Annotated in this window: 14 protein-coding genes and 1 pseudogene; 3 read left to right on the top strand and 12 right to left on the bottom strand. The window is 58.8% G+C overall.

The genetic code is table 11. The features are described from left to right. Window positions 1-41: 41 nt before the first annotated feature. From H6G62_RS10355 to H6G62_RS10345, 3 genes are all read right to left on the bottom strand, one after another. Complete coding sequence (locus tag H6G62_RS10355) at window positions 42-1,010, bottom strand: UDP-glucuronic acid decarboxylase family protein (protein ID WP_190494763.1); 969 nt, start codon at window positions 1,008-1,010, stop codon at window positions 42-44. A 386-nt stretch (window positions 1,011-1,396) separates the two neighbouring features. Then, complete coding sequence (locus H6G62_RS10350) at window positions 1,397-1,888, bottom strand: DUF427 domain-containing protein (RefSeq protein ID WP_190494761.1); 492 nt, start codon at window positions 1,886-1,888, stop codon at window positions 1,397-1,399. 79 nt (window positions 1,889-1,967) lie between these two features. Next, window positions 1,968-3,908, bottom strand: coding sequence for a caspase family protein (locus H6G62_RS10345; protein ID WP_190494759.1), 1,941 nt, complete (start codon window positions 3,906-3,908; stop codon window positions 1,968-1,970). Between the two features lie 242 nt (window positions 3,909-4,150). Here H6G62_RS10345 and H6G62_RS10340 point away from each other — a divergent pair, with 242 nt between their 5' ends. Both H6G62_RS10340 and H6G62_RS10335 read left to right on the top strand, forming a co-directional pair. Further along, window positions 4,151-4,555, top strand: a complete 405-nt coding sequence (locus H6G62_RS10340; RefSeq protein ID WP_190494757.1) for a hypothetical protein — start codon at window positions 4,151-4,153, stop codon at window positions 4,553-4,555. A 202-nt stretch (window positions 4,556-4,757) separates the two neighbouring features. Beyond that, on the top strand, window positions 4,758-5,918 hold the full coding sequence (locus H6G62_RS10335; protein ID WP_190494755.1) for a SpoIID/LytB domain-containing protein: 1,161 nt from the start codon (window positions 4,758-4,760) through the stop codon (window positions 5,916-5,918). A gap of 150 nt (window positions 5,919-6,068) precedes the next feature. Here the strand turns inward: H6G62_RS10335 and H6G62_RS10330 are convergent, their stop codons facing one another. The 8 genes and pseudogenes from H6G62_RS10330 to H6G62_RS10295 form a co-directional block, all read right to left on the bottom strand. After that, window positions 6,069-7,085 carry a tetratricopeptide repeat protein gene (locus H6G62_RS10330; protein WP_190494753.1) on the bottom strand — a complete coding sequence of 339 codons (1,017 nt, stop codon included), beginning with the start codon at window positions 7,083-7,085 and terminating at the stop codon, window positions 6,069-6,071. Between the two features lie 58 nt (window positions 7,086-7,143). After that, window positions 7,144-7,905 carry a sigma-70 family RNA polymerase sigma factor gene (locus H6G62_RS10325; protein WP_242051921.1) on the bottom strand — a complete coding sequence of 254 codons (762 nt, stop codon included), beginning with the start codon at window positions 7,903-7,905 and terminating at the stop codon, window positions 7,144-7,146. An 87-nt stretch (window positions 7,906-7,992) separates the two neighbouring features. Then, window positions 7,993-8,130 (bottom strand): hypothetical protein, encoded by a 138-nt coding sequence (locus H6G62_RS10320; protein WP_190494751.1) that lies wholly within the window; start codon window positions 8,128-8,130, stop codon window positions 7,993-7,995. Then, window positions 8,123-8,956 (bottom strand): tetratricopeptide repeat protein, encoded by an 834-nt coding sequence (locus H6G62_RS10315; protein ID WP_190494749.1) that lies wholly within the window; start codon window positions 8,954-8,956, stop codon window positions 8,123-8,125. Before H6G62_RS10315 ends, H6G62_RS10320 begins: the two co-directional genes overlap by 8 nt. A gap of 14 nt (window positions 8,957-8,970) precedes the next feature. Continuing rightward, entirely contained in the window at window positions 8,971-10,518 is a 1,548-nt protein-coding gene (locus H6G62_RS10310) for an FAD-binding oxidoreductase (RefSeq protein ID WP_190494818.1), read from the bottom strand. Window positions 10,519-10,674: 156 nt separating this feature from the next. After that, a complete protein-coding gene (locus H6G62_RS10305; protein ID WP_190494747.1) occupies window positions 10,675-10,881 on the bottom strand; it encodes a hypothetical protein in 207 nt (68 codons plus the stop codon). After that, complete coding sequence (locus H6G62_RS10300; protein ID WP_190494745.1) at window positions 10,878-11,126, bottom strand: UPF0175 family protein; 249 nt, start codon at window positions 11,124-11,126, stop codon at window positions 10,878-10,880. The genes H6G62_RS10305 and H6G62_RS10300 overlap by 4 nt, the downstream gene beginning before the upstream one ends. Window positions 11,127-11,207: 81 nt before the next feature. Next, window positions 11,208-11,975, bottom strand: a pseudogene (locus H6G62_RS10295) (hypothetical protein). A gap of 355 nt (window positions 11,976-12,330) precedes the next feature. On the opposite strand from H6G62_RS10295, the gene H6G62_RS10290 reads away from it, so the two are divergent. After that, a complete protein-coding gene (locus tag H6G62_RS10290; RefSeq protein ID WP_190494743.1) occupies window positions 12,331-13,170 on the top strand; it encodes a DUF3598 family protein in 840 nt (279 codons plus the stop codon). A gap of 100 nt (window positions 13,171-13,270) precedes the next feature. Here the strand turns inward: H6G62_RS10290 and ftsH3 are convergent, their stop codons facing one another. Then, window positions 13,271-15,112 (bottom strand): ATP-dependent zinc metalloprotease FtsH3, encoded by a 1,842-nt coding sequence (gene ftsH3, locus H6G62_RS10285; RefSeq protein ID WP_347239331.1) that lies wholly within the window; start codon window positions 15,110-15,112, stop codon window positions 13,271-13,273. Window positions 15,113-15,290: the final 178 nt, after the last annotated feature.

Here is a 15,290-nt window from a genome sequence, read left to right as displayed (position 1 = left end):
GAAAATTCCGTTTCCCAATCGGCCACGGTGAGATGGTGCCCCTAGGCCGAGATCACAGACTCGGGGATTCCCTCAAGGACGTTGGCCTCCATGCGCTGGCGGAAGTCGGCCACGGTGCGGGTCAGCCCCTCTTGCAGGGGCACGGTGGGGCTCCAGTTGAGGAAGGTTTTGGCCTTGGTAATGTCGGGCTTGCGGCGCTGAGGATCGTCCTGGGGCAGGGGCTTGTAGATCAGTTCAGCATCGGGATTGACCATGGTCTGCACCGCCTGGGCCAGTTCCAGGATGGTGTATTCATCGGGGTTTCCGAGATTCACGGGGCCGATGTAGTCGCCGTTCATCAGGCGAATTAGGCCATCGACCAGGTCAGACACGTAGCAAAAACTGCGGGTTTGGCTCCCGGTGCCGTAGACCGTGAGGGGAATGCCCTGGAGTGCCTGTACCACAAAGTTGCTCACCACCCGGCCATCGTTCTCCAGCATTCGGGGGCCGTAGGTGTTAAAAATTCTCGCTACCCGAATATCGACATTGTTTTGGCGATGGTAGTCAAAGGAGAGGGTTTCCGCCACCCGTTTCCCTTCGTCGTAGCAACTGCGAATGCCGATGGTGTTGACATTGCCCCGGTACTCTTCGGGCTGGGGATGGACTTCCGGGTCGCCGTAGACCTCCGAGGTGGAGGCCAGCAAAAACCGAGCCTTCACCCGTTTAGCCAAGCCCAGCATATTCAGGGTGCCGATCACATTGGTTTTGATAGTTTTGACCGGGTTGTACTGGTAGTGTACCGGAGAGGCCGGACAGGCTAGGTGGTAGATCTGGTCTACCTCTAGGCGAATCGGCTCGGTGACATCGTGGCGAATACACTCAAAATAGGGATGGTCGATCCATTTCAAAATATTGCGCTTGTGGCCCGTATAGAAGTTATCGAGGCAGATGACCTCGTGGCCTTCTGCCATCAATCGATCAATAAGATGGGAGCCGATAAAGCCCGCACCCCCGGTGACTAAAACTCTCATAAAGAATCGCCTATAGGTGAATATCGGTGTGCTGACCTAGGGGAGAACACCCTATTGGTTAGGGTACTCCAGTTCAACAGGTGCCCTCTGGATACAAAGCTAGGCAGATTAGTGGAACACCCTATTGGTTAGGGTACTCCAGTTCAACATCAGCCTACTAACCTGATGGGCTAGCCATGTTCCCGAGGGCTCAGTTCAGTCGTTACCCCATCGATTGAATCATACAACCTCAGTGATCCTTCTGAGGTTGTGTTGCCCAGGGTTTCAACGTTCTTCATACCAAACGGACGTCGCGCCAATGGGCTTTACACCAATTGACTTTATACCCGTGAACGTTTGGCAAACGGGCTTCCGACGTCCAGGGGTTCTCCTGAGGTTCGGAACCACTACCAACCCCAGGTGCCCAAACCACCCTTGAAGGGGCCGACGATGTCCTGGGTGATCCAGCCGCCGTAGAAATCCCCCGGTTGGGCCTGCACTAGCTCATCGTCTACATAGCAGGCGTCCATTTTGCCGGGATACACCGCAATGTAGTGGGCGATGTCACGGAAGGGCTCCGTGGGTTCAGGGTAGTACCAGGCTCCAGGGTCTAGGCGGCGATCTCCGACGAGGATGGTGTAGTAGGCCGCCATCCCTTTCCACTCGCAGAAGGTGGCCTTGGGGCTGGGCTGGAAGTAGGCCATCTGTACGTCCTCCGGTGGCAGGTAGTAGACCGGGGGATGGCTGGTTTCTAGCACCCGTTGGGCGCGGCGGGAATCGGCGATCACCTCACCATTGAACACCACTCGAATATGGCGGCTAGAGGCTTCTAGGCGAGGGGGACGGGGATAGTCCCAAACGGATTCTTGGCCGGGGCCGGGGGTAATGGGGGTGGGCATGGGAAACGTGGGAGTTTTTGACACTTGAACCGCTGGCGTGGGCAGGATCAGGATTATGGCTGGGGATCGCCCCAAGCCCCTACTGCCCTTGCCAGGTTTGAATTTCCTGCTGGGCTTGGTCGTAGGCGCTGGTATTGGGGGGCACCCGTTCGGCGGCGGCAATGGCTCCGGCGAGATCGCCAGCGGCAGCACGGGCACGGGCAATCACCAAGATATCCTGACTCCACTGGTTAATGCGTTCCTGGGCGGTGGCATGTTCTGGGTAATCAGCGGGGATTTGCTGAGCCAGGGCGATAGCCTCCTTGAAGGAGGTCGCTTGGTCGGGCTGGAGTATGGCCTGGGCCTGCTGTAGCAGTTGGCGGTTAGTTTTGCGCTGCTGCCACCGTTGAATGGAGGCTTGGGCCTGGGCGTAGGTATCGGCTTGGTCGGCGGGGACAAGGCTGGCAGCGGCCATGGCCCCATCAAAGTTTCCAGAGGCAGCACGTCCTCCGGCGAGGTCTAAAATCACCTGGCTCCAGCGGGCCATGTCGGCTTGGGCCTGCTCATACTGCGGGTCGCCCATGGGTACTTGGCGGGCGCGTTCGATGGCGTCGTTAAACAGCGAAGCGGGGACGGGCTCCATCAACCGACGGGCATCATCCCGAATCACCTCCCCCGTCACCACCGCGCTCGCTTGTCCGGCTTCTGCCTGGGCCACCATGGCATCAAAATCCTCAGGCCGCTCCCCTTCTGGAATTTGGTTTAACCAGGTGAGCGCCTCACCAAACTGCCGTCCTTCCAAGGCTTGGCGGGCCAGACCGAGGGCCGTTGGCCCATCAATCGTCGTGCCAGGGAAGAGGGGATTAGGGGCCTCCGGTGTGGCGGGATCGGTCGCTGGGGGAACCTCGACGGTGGTGCCACCGTCGAGCGGAGGTTCTGGACTAGGTTCAGTGGTGCTTGGTACGTCAGGGGCAGGGGCACGATTGCCCCAAAACACGGCCTGGTTGCGGAGGATCACCCCCAGCAGCAACACTCCCGCCGCTATCAGCGCCCATTGGGGCCAGCCTGGAGCCTGGGGTTTCGACTCCGGTGCCGTCGCGGCATCGGGGGCATCCACCGTCGGCGACGATGCTAGAACCTCGCCCCCCGTCTGATCCTCATCCCCAGGGACAAGATCGGCTGGAACCAGGGTCGGCGTCATGGCCGAGGGCGGGGCCACCACCGCAGCACCAGAGGACATCGACGACGGTGCCTCCTCTGCCAGGGGGGGGGCTAAGCTAGGGCCACCCGCAATTTGGCCTGCTGCCGTGGGGGGCACCAACATCAAAAACCGCTGGGCCGTTGGGATCACGACCACGGGATGCTGTTCCGGTCGCCAGTGGTGGCGGCACAGTTCGGGCACGCGGTTAGCGAGGTAATCCGCAAGTTGGGTGAGGGTGAGGCACCCATGGAACCGCAGTCCCTCAATCATCGCCTCCGTAAACAGTCCGTGGCGCACGGCCAGGGTCTCTTGGGAAAATTCCTGGGGCTGACAGGACAACAGCAGCGGAATCTCCAAATCCTTCGCGAGTTCTAGGGTCTGTTGCCCCAACCGGGCCGGGGCGATGGCGGATTGAGGACGGTTCATGTCCAAAATCACCAAGACCTGAGACGTGGCCCCCTCGGTCAAGAGTTTGAAGAGATCGGCGATTAAAATCCCCGTTTGCACAATGCGACTGGGATCGGCATCAATGGGCAGCAGATAGTCCTGTCCTTCCCAACTCACCCCATAGCCGCTGAAGAAAAAGATCAGGGTATCTGCCACCCCGGCCTTTGCCACCGTTTGCCTCAGCCGCTGCCACAACACCTCCCGACTGGGAAAGGCCGCCCCCTGATACACCACGGGAGATACGTCGGTCAGCAGGGCGCAGGATTCAGGGGCCAGTCCCGCCTCCTGCACCAGAAAATCCCTCAGCTCAATGGCATCGAACTGAGCGTACATCAAGGGCTGGAGCTGTTGGTATTGGTTAATGCCGACAATGATCGGCCAGTGGCTAGCCATTTCTGTAGCGCATCTCCTTCAAGAAATTGCCTAGGGGATACCCGGTCGGATGGTTAGACCATGGCAAAAACCACGGCACAGCCCCAGGTTCGTCCAAATTTACCTGCCATGGTAGCGCCAAGATCCCAGAGAGGCGCATTAAACCCCCCACGATTTTTCACGCCCTGGGCGTTCCAGTTTCCTGCGGCGTTTTGGGGGAGTCTCGCTACAATGGGGGCAGCTAAGGTTTGGAGGAGGTTGTCATGGCCCACGGTCGCGCTTCAAGCAGGGATCAATGGCGACGGGGGTTGGCACGGGTGGGGCTCACCCTCGCCTTGGCCTTTGCTGGGGTTGGTCTGCCCGCAGTCGTTATCCCCCCCGCCGCCGAAGCCTATACCTCTCGCCTCAATCTTTTCCTGGTGCGAGAATCCGGCGAGAGCTTTGAGACCTTTCTGCGGCGATCAGAAATTATTGCGCGGGCGGGCGTTCAGCGTAGCTTCGACAGCGATGTGCTGATGACCGACGTCATCGTGACGATTGTCGGAGAAAGTCAGGGGCTCTCCATGCCCGTATTGACCGTGGCCGTCAGCCGCCGAGATTGGCAGCGCCGACCCGATGTTTTGGCCTGGGTGGAGTATTACCCAGCGGCTCGGGCGCTTCTGCCCTAGGGGCGTTTGATTCACCCTGTGCCACTAAATTGACCGTCTGGGGGCCAAGGGGCAACCTAGGCGCTAAGGACGGCGTCATAGAGAGGCAGGTCGGGATGGGTTGCGCCGGATCTAGCCAGCGATGGTAAGTTTAAAGGCGTCTTCCGTCGCTAGGTCATGATGTCTTAGCTAGCCCCAGGCCGTTGTTTATCCCCTCCATGCCATGACGCAGCCCCAGCAGATCTCGGTTTCTCGGCTTCCGTTGAACCGCTTTTTGACCTTGTTTAAGATTAGTCTGGGGCTATCCCTAAGCTGGCTAGTGGCCCTACCTGTGCAGGCGGCGGTGGAAATGCGGGTGGCCGTCGCCGAGGCGCGTGATCAGGTGGCGGTGGGCAGTTCTACCCCGGCAGTGGTCAAAACCATGGCGGGGCAAAGCGTAGGCCAAATTCCCCAGGGCCAAGCGGTGATGGTCACCACCGAGGGCGGTGCTTTGAAGCTGGCGAACTGGCGCGACCAAGCCTTTTGGGTGGAGCCCACCAGCGACGGCTACATTTTTATTCACGATGCCTGGTACCGAGGGCGCGTGTTGGTGGTGCCCAGCGGCGGCAAGGTCACCGCTGTAAATTGGGTCGATTTAGAAGAATATCTCTACAGCGTGTTGGGGGCCGAAATGCCCGCCAGTTGGCCCCAGGAAGCCCTCAAGGCCCAGGCGGTGGCGGCTCGATCCTACGCCCTCCATCGCCGAGATCGCAGTCTTTCCGAGTCCTACGATGTGGGCACCACCACAGCCTACCAGGTCTACAAGGGGTTGGCCAGCGAAGCCTCCTCAACCATTGCCGCCGTGGACGCCACCCGTGGCCAAGTGCTGACTCACAGCGGACGGGTGATTGAGGCGGTGTTCCACTCCTCCTCTGGGGGGCACACCGAAAATGTGGAGGATATTTGGCAGCAGCCCCGCCCCTATCTGCGCAGCGTACCCGACTTTGACCAGGATGCCCCGGTGTTTCGCTGGTCGGAAACCTTCACCGCCAGCCAGTTTCAGCAGCGGGTCACGGGCATTGGACGGCTGCAAGCGGTAGCCACCGAGCGGGTTACCCCCCGTGGTCGGGTATCCTCCATTCGGCTCCAGGGCACCCAGGGCACTCGCACCCTCACCGGAACCCAACTGCGACAAGCCTTGGGGCTCCGCAGTACGCTGTTTTCCATTGCCATTCAGGGCGACACCATCCGCATTGATGGGCGCGGCTTTGGCCACGGTATCGGCATGAGCCAGTGGGGGGCAAGGGGGCTGGCGCTCCAGGGCTATAGCTACTCGCAAATTTTGGGCCACTACTACCAGGGCACCGCGCTATCGGTGATTCAAATTGCCCAGGGATTATTGTAGCCAGGGGTGGCTAAGCAGAAGAGAGGATCCTGGGGACAAGGGAAGTTATACCAAATCCGAATTAGAAAACCTCGATTCCCAACCCGTCAAACCGTAGGGGCGAGGTCTCCTCGCCCGTTTGCACCGGGGGTAAGCCATCAGGATTTAGTATTAGAGGCGGCGGAGGCGGTTTGTGAATTCGCCTTCTAGGCTTTTGAGTACTAGGGATCGGGATAGGGCCAGCCCCTGGCTGTAGGCGGTTCTCGCGTTTTCGGTGGCTCCGGTGTTGCGATAGTAGTCGCCCAGCCAACGAAAGGTAAGGACGGTTTGCAGATCGGGATCGGAGGTGTTTACGGTGAGGGCCACGCGGCGATCTAAAAAGGGTTTAGCCGTATTGAAGTCCTCTCGGCCAAAATACAGGGTCAACAGGCCATCAATGGCCCGTAGTTGGGTGTCTCGGGCTTCGGCTTCGGCCCCTAGACGCAGACCCACCCGAAAGGCTCCAATGGCGTTGTTTTCCCGGCCCAGGGCAAAGTAGGCTTCCCCCAGGTGGTTCGAGGTGTTGGCTTCGCCAAGGGTATCGCCGCCCAGCAGGCGGTAGTTGGCGGCAGGTTCCAGCAGGGCCACGGCCTGTTCCCACTGCTCACGGCGTAGGGCCACCAGTCCCAAATTGCTGAGGGAGAGGCCGATGGCCTGGGGGTCGCGGGTGGGTTCGGCCACGGCTAGGGCTTCGGCAAAGTGGGTTTGGGCTTCGTCCAAACGGCCTAGGCTGAGGTGGATGGAGCCCAGGTTATTGAGGCCAAACACCATCCCGAGAGGATCGTTGCTGTCGCGGGCGGTGCCGACTCGGAGTTGAAAGGCTCGCTCGGCCTCTGGATATTGCCCCAGGGCCAAAAAGGCGCTGCCCATAGCACTATAAACCTGGCTCTGGGCCGGAATATCTCCTAGGGCAGCGTAGATGGCGGCGGCTTCGCGCCAGGACTGGGTGGCTTGGGCCAACTCTCCGGCGGCGGCTTGCTGGTGGCCGAGTTGCGCCCATTGGTCGGCCACGTCGCGGGCTTGGCCCTGGGTGGCATTGCGGGGTTGAATGTCTAACTGTTGATTGAGGTTAGAGGCTAGCCCTGGTTCTCCCCCCAGCAGGGCCAGGGTGGTGAGCAGGAAGCCCAAACGCCCGATAGTTCCTCCCATGGCTTGTCCCATGGTTGGCCTGATGGTTGGCCTGATTGGTCGTTGCATCATAGGAGCCTCACTCGCTTAGGGTTGCGGTCTGAGGCGATTGACCTAGCACCTCGGCCACCCGGTCGGGCCAGTCGAACACACCCTCTAGCAGGTCATCCCCGAGGGGATCGCCCTCGGCCACGGCGGCTTCGTGGGGGGGCTGGTGGTTGAGGTAGATGATCCGAATGTCTTCGGGTAGGGATTCCTCTAGGCGGCGGTAGGCTTGGTCGAGAATTTGACGCACATCGGCGGCAGACAGCGGCTCCCCTTCGGCCCGCAGGTAGGCCACAATGCGGGCTTCACTCCAGCGGAAGGTGAGGGCCATCACCAGCACCAGCCGTTCTAGGGGTGGCAGGCGGTCTAGGGCTTGTTCTAGGTAACACCAGAAGGGGGGCGATGCCTGGGCGAGGGAATAGTGGATCGACTCCACCTCTGGAATCATTGCCTGGTTAATGCAGAGGGCCGTGACATTGATCAGCCAGTTTTGCAGGGTGAAGGGCTTTTGGCTGTCCTCGGTGGCCGTGGGGCAAGCAAGGCCATTCAGTTCGTGGAGAATGTGCCGCCAAGTGAGGGCAAACAGGTAGTCGGCCTGCACCGGAGACCGAGCCGAATGGCGGATCAGGCTGTAGACCATGGGGCTATAGCGGCAAAAGATAGCCGTAAAGTAGCGCCCCGCACCGGGGTTTCGCTGAAATAACATCACCAGCTCTTGATCACTGAGGTGCTGAAGCGACTGCACCAGGTGATGATCGCTTTCGGGAAAGGGGGGAATGGTGACTGCGCTGGCCATGGTTGAGCCACACCTCAAGTAACAACGGAACAGCAACGACGAAACGAAGGAAGCACCCCGGACAAGGGAAATCCGCCTCTAATATATCTATTTCGCCGCCAATGCACACTTTTTAAACCCAAAATTCACACCGCAGGTGTTGGTGCGGCGGCAGGATACGGTGCCGTTGCCGTCACTGGCAAGACGGCGGTTGGTATGGTGGGCTGGGAGTAGGGCATTAATCATCCTGCACGCGCTCAATTTGTTGAATCACCCGGCGAATTTCGTAGGCGTCGGTGGCGTTGGGGCTTTCGTAGAGGTAGCGCTGTAGATCGAGCAGGGCTTTATCGTTTTGGCCTTGTTGGTAGTGGATCAGGCCACGATCCCGCCATTCCCCCGTGGCTTCGGGGGAGATCAACAAAATCCGGTTGATGGCATCTAGTGCCTTGGCAACGTTGCGCTGTTGCAGGTAAATCATTTTCAGGTTGGCCAATATCCGTACCACAAAGGCGGTGGGGGTAATGGGGGTGAGGTGGTCGGTACTGAACGGTGCCCCATCGCCGAACAGATGTTGGAAGCGGTCGCGGCAGTCTTGCTCAAACAAAATCTCGCCCTGGTGGAAGGGATCGACAAAAATCGCCATATCCTCCCCCGTGGGCCGAATTAAGAAATGCCCTGGCATCCCCACTCCTACCATGGGAAAGCCAATTCGCTGGGCCAATTCTAAGTACACCAGCGACAGGGTGATGGGAATGCCCACCCGGCGATGCAGTACGTCGTTCAGAAAGCTGTTGCGAGGGTCGTAGTAATCGGCGGTGTTGCCGCGAAAGTTGAGATCCTCAAACAGGTATTGATTGATGGCGCGAATCAACTTGAGCGGATAGGAGGTCTTGGGGAGCCGCTGTCCCAGAGTCTCCGCCATGCGGCCGATCATCTCCAGGTGGGCCGGAATATCGAGATCCGGGTATTCCTCCTGGGCAACATAGAGGGCCGCCCTGGCCAAATTTACCTGGTCGGGGGCTTGCCGAAGTTCCTTGACGAGCCGTTCGTGAAGCTGGGTCGGATGGGTCATTAATTTGGGGGAGGTTAGGCGTTGTAGTCCTTGCCGCTGCCGTAGGAAAGGGCATCCAGCCATCGATGCATATAGTATCGCTGAATGGGGGGGAGTGCATCCGCAGCGGGTTTGACGTTCTGAAGCAAGGTGGCCAAGGCGCTATACCCCGCCAAACTGCCGTAGTGCCGCAGCCAGTCGGCCAGGGTGGGCAGCCCCACCTGGGGAATAATTTGGGCCACTAGGGCGGGATGCTTTAGCCCCGTCACCAGCAGGGTTTTGGCCAGGGCCGGAAACTGTACCACATCCTGCAAGAAGGGCTTGAGGGTGGCCTCGCCTAGGCCCGCCATGTCGGCAAAAATCGTGGACAGCAGGGCATTAATGCGCTGCTTCGGCAGGGTTTGATCCATCCCCACGCTCATGGATTTTTGGAACAGCCAGGTGACGGACAGGTTGGGCTGGTAGGGCTGAAGGCGTCCCAGTGCCCTGGCATCGAGGCAATTGCTGGTGAGGGCTTCGTCGATGCCGTTTGTGATCCGTTTGAGGTGGCGCACCATCGCCCCAAACCCACCAAAACTCAGGGGCGACTGACTGCCGCTGCTGTCGCCCACCGCCAGGGTGTGGCCCCAGGGATAGCGCAGGGGGCTATTTCGGTAGCAGGGAAAGAAGCCAAACAGCGCCCGCTTCACGGTCAGGTTGTCCAAGCTAACCGACTGGTACTCTGGCAGCAGGTTCCAGTAGGCCTCAAACAGTTCCGTCAGACTCAGCCGTCGGGGGTCGGCATCCACGTAGGTGAACAGGTAGGTGGTGCGGCCATCCCTGGCGGGGAAGGCTTCCCAAAAGTATTGGCACTGGTTCTGAATCGGGGTAACCGACGCGATCAGGTCACCGCTGTCGTTTTGGGGGAAGCCCTCGGCGCAGGTGCCCACCACCAAACACACCGCATCGGGGCGGGTGTTGCCCCTGGCCTGCCGTGCCACCGGGGAAAAATGCCCCATGGCATCCACCATCAGCCGCGTTGTGAACCCTGGGCCTGCCTGCACCTGCACCCCATCGCCATGGATGATGGCCCCCTGGAAGGCAGTGTTCTCAAACAACTGCCCCCCCGCCGCCAGGAAGGTCTGCTTGAGGGTCTCCAGCAGCACCACAGGATCGACCCCCACATTCAGCACGTCCTTTACCCACAGCGGATCGCCACCCAAAAACTGAATCCGGGCCGGATTATATTCCGAGGCAATCACGGCTTCCAGCTCGGCCTCCGTGAGCAACCCCAAATCCACCAGGTCGGTCAGTTCCCGCCGGGAAATGTTCCATTCCTGTTCGCGCCCTCGCAAAATACCCCGCTCAATCAGCGCCACTCGCCAGCCTCGCTGGGCCAGCCCCGCCGCCAGCAACACCCCCAGGGTGCCGCCACAAACCACCACGTCCCAATCCACATCTCCTAGGGGGGCTGCGGAGGTTTGCACCCCGTCAGACAGGGGGAGGTTGCCCGTGCGATAGCGCAACCATAGGTCGTCGGCCTGGGCCAATCCAGCCAGGGGATTGCCCGCTAGGGGGGCCAGCATGGTTTCTGTCAGAGTCATCGGTGCGGTGAAAGCATAGATCAGGGGCAGAACCTTTATCCTGACATACTTCCAAGGTAGCACTGGCAATTCGGGCCACTGCACAGATTCCAGGGTTCTGCTTTGGGCCATAGGAAAAATTGTTCGCAAGTTAGAGAATCCTAGGATCTTAGATAGCTAAGCCAACGCTGTTGCAGCGATGATGGCATCAGGGGTTTTAATCTTAAATCGCTGTCGCAGTAAAATAGTTTGTTCAACGACCAATTCTTTGAAATTCAATACTGTAGCATGGCTCATGACTTCTCTTGCACTGGCGTGATTCTCAAGATTAGAGCCGATTGTCGCCCAATTTGTGATTGCTGATGTGTCGCTAATGACAATCACAACCGCCCTAATTCCTGGAAGTTTTTCAAATCCAGCTCAAAGTCTTCAAAATTGTAGGAATATAAGGCGATTTTGCGCTGATTTAAGAGTTGGCGAAAAGCATTCAGTGGCATATCTGCCAAACGGCTGGCATAGCCCAGGGTTAAACGACCCGTTTGAAACAGAGGTAGGGCGATTTCCTGGCAAAACTCGTCTGGGGTCAGTTGAGAGGTTTCCAGAATTTCATCTGAGATGACAACACTCATAGGATAGCGACCTTGCCAACCACGCCTTTAGCGTAACCTAAACAACACTCCGAACAGATTTCGGGGTCTGACGGCTCCAGCCTAGGTGGCTATAACCCCGTAATTTAAGAGGGTCTGGTCGTTGGGATGGGATTTAGTCAAAGTTGGCTCCAAGTCGAACGTGGCCGTAAATAAGTCGAGAAGATGCTCATTTAGAGCCTGCCGTTTGAGCGAGGCTATGGAGAACTTGAGGGGGGCATCCGGATTAGCGTGAGTAGAGCGTAGGGCGGCGTCTTTCCGCAGATAGGCGAGGCGGATGCAGCGCTTGAGACTGACCGACCAGACGACAGCGGCGTAGAGAGACACACCATCGGCTAAGGTCTCAACAAAGGTGAAGCGACTGGGGTCGGCCAGATTGACCTTGCCGTCATAGCGACGACGGTTGCCCCGCTGCTTCTGGGGGCCATCATAGAGAACCTTGAGACTAGCATCGCTGCGCAAGCGCCCAATCGAAGGTCAGCCGAGTTGTACCATCCCACTCACCCATTTGAGTTTGCTGTAGAAGCCATCGGCGACCCCATCGCGAATCCCAGGGGGAAAGAAGGCGATGCAGTAGGCCAAGTGCCCCAGATAAAAGTCAACCCGGCTCTTGGGGGGGAGTGTCTCCTCCTTGGTAGCTGGGACTGAGGCTGCCAGTCCCGCTTCGGTTTGCTGCGCCGAGAGGGCATAGCCTGTGTTCTGCACCAGATCAACGACCGCCACCATCGACCCTTCCAACCCCCGTTCGGCCCGCTGCGTTTTGCCGTTGTAGAATCCGTCCAGCCCGTAGGTGTGACGGTCACTTTTCTCGGTAAAGGTGCAATCGACCACGGCAATCCGGGGGCTGTCGTCGGCGATGACCTGATCAATCAAGGCTTGATTGATGCCTTCTAGACCCAGCCCAGCCTCAAAGTGCCGTCGGTGGGTACGCTCACTGGTGTCACTGCATTGACTCAGGTTTGTGTCGTTGACCTTCCTGCAGGCCACGAAAATCGTGGTTATCAACGTCATCAGAAACTGTTGCTGGGGTTTGCTAAAGGGCCTGCTGTCGCCAGCAGACCCGCTAAGATGCTTGTGAGGCTATCCATCGGTGTACCGTGTTTTACGTACCCTTGCACTCTATACGGTGGGTAGATTTCCTCTAACCTCTCCCAAAAACTGTCCGGAGTATTGCAGATTAGGAGTCATGCCATTGGCCTCGCAGTGGGAACGATTACTGAAAAACCAAGGGGCATGGGTGGGATCGTTTACCCAGATGTCCTCGGCGGGAGAAATCCAAGATGATACCCCCACGGAGGTGACCCTAGTTGCCCAGGATGGCGGTAACAACATGCGCCAGGAAATCCGCAAATGGCCCTCCGGGAAACCGACGCAGGAAACCGTATTGGAATATCGGTCTCTGGGGCGGGGAGTCTTGTTCTGCGAGGATGGGGCGTTTTCCCAAGGGTCGATCCAGTGGAGCCCAGTGAGTGAGTTTGGGGCAGAGTTGGGACTCATCCACGGGCATGAACGGCTACGGCTCGCCCTAGTGTTTCCTCGACAGGCCAGCCTAGGATCGTTAACGCTGATTCGAGAACACTTAAAAGATGCACGTCCCAGTCTGCGTTCCCCGCTCTCGGTGGATCAACTGTTGGGCACCTGGATAGGACAGGCGACCACGGTCTATCCTGATTACCAGCCAGAAACGGTCGTATCGAGTCGCCTAGTGCTCATGGCCCCCGCTCCTGACACCCTCACACAAACCCTCAGTCTTGCCCCTGGCCCCACCCTGGAAAGCCAAGGTCAACGGGTGGGAGGAATGATTCAATTTAGCCAGGGTCGCCAGCCTGTGACGGTACTGCTCCTGCCTAGTGGAGCTTCCGTCACCTTCCCGACCGCCATCGTGCCCGGTTACCCCTTTTTCCTAGAACTGGGTTGGTTAATCACGCCAACCCTAAGGCAGCGATTGATTCGTAGCTACGACGAACGGGGTTCCTGGGTGGGCCTAACCCAGGTGGTTGAGGAAAAGGTTGCGGCTGTCGGCTAGGCATCGGCGGATAGGAATAGAGGTCTGCCAAAAAGACCTACAAAAAATCCCCGGTTTCTTAAAAACCGGGGATTTGAGCTATCTAACCCGATTGGATGGCCTAGGCAATGGAGGCCATGCGCACATCGCTGGTAGCCAGAAGTTGCTGGAGCTCGTCGGCATCGACGGTTTCCTTATCCACCAGCATCCGGGCCAGTTGGTCGAGGATGTGGCGGTTGCTGACCAGAACGTCTTTGGCGCGACGGTAGGCTTCATCCACCAGGGAACGCACTTCGGAGTCGATGGTGGCGGCGGTTTCCTCAGAGAAATCCCGCTCGGCGGCAATGTCGCGGCCTAGGAACATGTTGCCCTGTTGGCGACCGAGGGCCACGGGGCCGAGTTTGTCGCTCATACCGAAGCGAGTCACCATTTGGCGAGCCACGCGGGCCACCTGTTGCAGGTCGTTAGACGCCCCGGTGGTGACTTCCTCTTCGCCAAAGATAATCTCCTCGGCAATACGGCCACCGAGGGCCACGGCCATCTGGTTTTGCAGATAAGACCGAGAGTAGAGACCCGACTCCAGCCGATCTTCGCTGGGGGTAAACCAGGTGAGACCACCCGCCCGACCACGGGGAATGATGCTGATCTTCTGCACAGGGTCGTAGTCCGGCATCAGGGCACCGACGAGGGCGTGTCCGGCTTCGTGGTAGGCCACCAGTTCCTTGCGGCGTTCGCTCATGACGCGATCTTTCTTCTCGGGGCCAGCCAGCACCCGGTCGATGGCGTCGTTCACCTCATCCATGGAGATTTCGGTGAGGTTGCGACGGGCGGCGAGGATGGCGGCTTCGTTCAGCAGGTTAGACAGGTCGGCCCCGGTAAAGCCAGGGGTACGACGGGCGATCTTCTGCAGATCCACATCCTTAGAGAAGGTCTTGCCACGGGCGTGGACGTTGAGGATTTCCAGGCGTCCGGCATAGTCGGGCCGATCCACCACCACCTGGCGGTCAAAACGACCGGGGCGCAGCAGGGCGGCATCCAACACGTCGGGGCGGTTGGTAGCCGCGATGATGATAATCCCCGTGTTGCCCTCAAAGCCGTCCATTTCGGTTAGCAGTTGGTTGAGGGTTTGTTCCCGCTCGTCGTTGCCGCCGCCGAGACCCGCACCGCGCTGACGACCAACGGCATCAATCTCGTCGATGAAGACGATACAGGGGGCGTTGGCCTTGGCCTGTTCAAACAGGTCGCGGACGCGGGAGGCACCCACCCCCACAAACATCTCCACAAACTCGGAACCGGAGATGGAGAAGAAGGGCACGCCTGCTTCGCCCGCCACGGCCTTGGCCAGCAGGGTTTTACCCGTCCCCGGAGGGCCAACTAGCAGCACACCCTTGGGAATTTTGGCCCCCACGGCGGTGAAGCGGTCGGCGTTCTTGAGGAAGTCCACCACTTCGGTGAGTTCCAGCTTGGCCTGCTCAATCCCGGCCACATCGCCAAAGGTGACTTGGGTTTGGGGCTCCATCTGCACACGGGCCTTGGATTTCCCAAAGTTCATGGCTTGGCTACCGGGGCCATTTTGGGCGCGGCGCAGCACAAAGAACAGCACCACCAGCAGCAGCACCGGAATCAACAGGGTACTAAAGGCGCGAACCCAGACGCTGTCGTCGCTTTGGGGCAGCACCAGAATGTCCACGTTGTTGGTTTCCAGGGTGCTGATCAGTTCGGGATCGTTGGGCAGGTTCACAATGATTTGGCCGTTGCCCGCTGGATCCGTAAACCGGGCACGGGTGCGGTCAGAACTAATGCTGACGCGCTCGATCTGATTGCCTTGTACAGCGTCTAGGAACTTGCTGTAGCGCCAGGTCTGGGTTTCGACGCCAGAGCCGTCAAAGATGGCCGTGGCCAGGGCAATGACCACAATTACCAGCAGTGCGTATAGACCTGCATTTCTCCACCGTTTATTCACCGGGGTAATGCCTCCACTAATATGTGTGTTGAACTGTGTTGAACGTGTTTGGGAACCGTTTGATCTCAGAACAGGGTTTGAGTAAACCAGGGTTTGAGTAAACCGTTTAATTAGAAGATTATTAACTAATGTTAACGTCATCTGTCGGAATGGGCCATCTTCCGGCCCAAATTCCGGG

This window comes from Phormidium sp. FACHB-1136 (genome assembly GCF_014697375.1).
GTDB lineage: Bacteria > Cyanobacteriota > Cyanobacteriia > Phormidesmidales > Phormidesmidaceae > Nodosilinea.
This window is presented reverse-complemented; position numbering and strand designations above follow the sequence as displayed.